The sequence below is a fragment of the Kocuria sp. genome, assembly GCF_030536815.1.
In the GTDB taxonomy this organism is placed as follows: Bacteria; Actinomycetota; Actinomycetes; order Actinomycetales; family Micrococcaceae; genus Kocuria; species Kocuria gwangalliensis.
In genome coordinates this window covers 1618-4313 of the sequence record NZ_JAUNPE010000167.1, presented here as the reverse complement: position 1 = coordinate 4313, position 2696 = coordinate 1618, and the positions used below count along the sequence as shown (strand labels likewise).

At 66.2% G+C, this 2696-nt stretch carries 4 protein-coding genes; all 4 read left to right on the top strand.

What is annotated here, in order from left to right; genetic code table 11:
• The coding region (locus tag Q4E95_RS11410) for an aminomethyltransferase family protein (RefSeq protein WP_303383423.1) at window positions 1–800 on the top strand (800 nt) is incomplete at its 5' end.
• A complete protein-coding gene (locus Q4E95_RS11405) occupies window positions 793–1509 on the top strand; it encodes a sarcosine oxidase subunit gamma (protein WP_162229438.1) in 717 nt (238 codons plus the stop codon). The genes Q4E95_RS11410 and Q4E95_RS11405, both read left to right, overlap by 8 nt.
• A 79-nt stretch (window positions 1510–1588) precedes the next feature.
• Window positions 1589–2479 carry a formyltetrahydrofolate deformylase gene (purU, locus tag Q4E95_RS11400; RefSeq protein WP_303383422.1) on the top strand — a complete coding sequence of 297 codons (891 nt, stop codon included), beginning with the start codon at window positions 1589–1591 and terminating at the stop codon, window positions 2477–2479.
• Window positions 2480–2585: 106 nt separating this feature from the next.
• Window positions 2586–2696: serine dehydratase beta chain (locus Q4E95_RS13920; RefSeq protein ID WP_368660329.1), on the top strand; the 111-nt coding region annotated here is incomplete at its 3' end.

The window sequence follows — 2696 nt, the reverse complement described above, 5'->3', positions numbered from 1 at the left end:
ACTGGCTCGAGGAGTGGCTGCAGACCGAGTGGCCGGAGTTGGACGTGGTGTGCACCTCCGCGACTGAGCAGTGGACCACCGTGGCCGTGGCCGGGCCCCGTTCCCGGGACGTGGTCGCCAAGCTCGTACCGGAGCTGAACGTGTCCAACGACGCGTTCCCGTTCATGGCCTACCGTGAGGTCTCCCTGGCCAGCGGGATCCCCGCGCGCATCTGTCGGATCTCGTTCTCGGGGGAACTCGCGTTCGAGATCAACGTGCCCACGTGGTGGGGAGCGGAGGTCTTCGAGGACGTGTGGCAGGCCGGTCAGGAGTACGGCATCACTCCCTACGGCACCGAGACCATGCACGTGCTGCGTGCCGAGAAGGCCTTCCCGATCGTGGGTCAGGACACGGACGGCACCGTCACCCCGCAGGATCTGGGGATGGATTGGGTGGTGTCCAAGCGGAAGGACTTCATTGGCAACCGCTCGTACTTCCGCAAGGGGCTGGAGGGCGAGGTGCGCAAGGAACTGGTCGCCGTGCTGCCCGTGGACACCGACTACAGGTTGCCGGAAGGTACCCAGCTGGTTAAACAGGGCACACCGATCACTCCTCAGGAGGGACCCGTGCCCATGGAGGGGCATGTGACCTCCAGTTACAACAGTGCCGCGCTGGGTCGGACCTTCGGGCTGGCCCTGATCAAGGACGGCCGCAACCGCATCGGTGAGACCCTGCAGGCACCCCTGGACGGGCAGCTGGTGGACGTGCTGGTGGCCGAACCCGTCGTTTACGACCCGGAAGGAAAGCGTCGAGATGGCTGAGCAAACCATGATGAACAGGGCCGAGCGCACGGCGGAGCACGCGGCGCACTTGCGCCGCAGCCCCGTCGAGCACCTGGCCGGGGAGATGAAGAACGCGAGCGTGTCCGGCGAGCGCGGGGTGAGTCTGCGGGAGGTGCCTTTCCTGACCATGGTCGGGATCAGGGTGACGCCGGGGACCCCCGCCGCGGAGGCGGTCACCGAGGTGCTCGGCGTGGGGCTCCCCGCCGCATGCGGTGAGGTCACGGGGGACACCTCGGAGGCAGCCGTGGTGTGGCTGGGCCCGGACGAGTTCTTGGCCGTCACCGGGGACGAGGTCGCCCCCGTGCCCGGACTGGACACCCGCTCCGAGCGCGACCCGGGCGCCCTGCCCACCCTGGCCACCCACCCGCTCGCGCAGAAGCTCGCGGCGGTCTTCGTCGAGGGTGGCCCGGCCGGGCAGGCCGTGGACCTGTCCGCCAACCGCACCACGCTGGAGCTGTCCGGGCCCTCGGCGCGCGCCGTCTTGGAGAAGGGCTGCCACGTGGATCTGCACCCGCGCAGCTTCACCCCCGGGCGGGCGGTGTCCACGTTGCTGGGTCCGGTACCCGTCCTGCTGTGGCAGACGGAGGACCTCACCTACCGGATCATGCCCAGGGCGTCCTTCGCCGATTACACGGTCCGGTGGCTCCTGGACGCGATGGTGGAGTACTCCGGGGAAGAAGTCGCCTGAGGGTTCCGCCCGTGACGGTCACCATCAGCTCACGGGCGGAACCACCACAGTCGTGAAAGATCGAAGAAGGAGTTGCCTCGTGACGGACGTACAACGGGCGCGCACCGGCGCTGAGACCACCGAACTGGTTCTGACCCTCGACTGCCCGGAGGACGTGGGTATCGTGCACGCGGTCACCGGCGTGCTGCTTGAGCACGGGTGCACCATTGCGGAACTGAAGCAGTTCGACGATCGCCGTCAGGAACGGTTCTTCATGCGCGTCCACGTGGTGTCATCCAGGGGTGAGGCACTGTATGAGCAAGCGCTGCGGGCGGACTTGGAGCCGGTGGCGCAACGGTTCCACATGAACTGGGAGCTGCGACCTCACGGGCAGAAGCGCCGCGTGCTGGTGATGGTCTCCAAGTACGGTCACTGCCTCAATGACCTGCTGTTCCGTGCCCGAGTGGGGGAACTTCCCATTGAGATCGTGGCGGTGGTGTCCAACCATCTGGATCACCAAGCGTTGGTGGAGTGGCACGGCATCGACTTCCATCACGTGCCCGTGACCAAGGAGAACAAGCCGGAGGCGGAGACACGACTCCTGGACCTGGTGGACCAGTACACCGTGGATCTGGTGGTACTCGCCCGGTACATGCAGGTACTGAGTGAGTCCCTGGTGGAACGCATGCGGGGGCGGGTCATCAACATCCACCACTCGTTCCTCCCCAGTTTCAAGGGCGCCAAACCGTACCACCAGGCGTACGAACGCGGGGTGAAGACCGTGGGGGCCACCGCACACTACGTGAGTGACGAACTGGATGAAGGCCCCATCATTGCTCAGCAGGTGGTGGAAGCCGATCACACCTACGGCCCGGAGGACCTGGTGGCCGCGGGGCGGGACTCGGAATGCAAGGCGCTGTCCAACGCCGTTCGGTGGCACTGCGAAGGCCGGGTGATTCTTTCCGGGCACCGCACGGTGGTGTTGCGGTAGCCGATGTGGTCGTGTCATGCGCAGGCGGTCTGTATGAGCTCACGACGCAGAAGCCATCATTGATAGTGTTCGGGGACCAGTCCCCCAGAAAACCGGAGGTGAGCTCGTGGCACTGAGCGCATTGGATCTGTTCTCGGTCGGAATTGGCCCGTCCTCATCACACACCGTGGGACCCATGCGGGCCGCCCGGCTGTTCGTCGAGGGTCTTGAGCGGGAC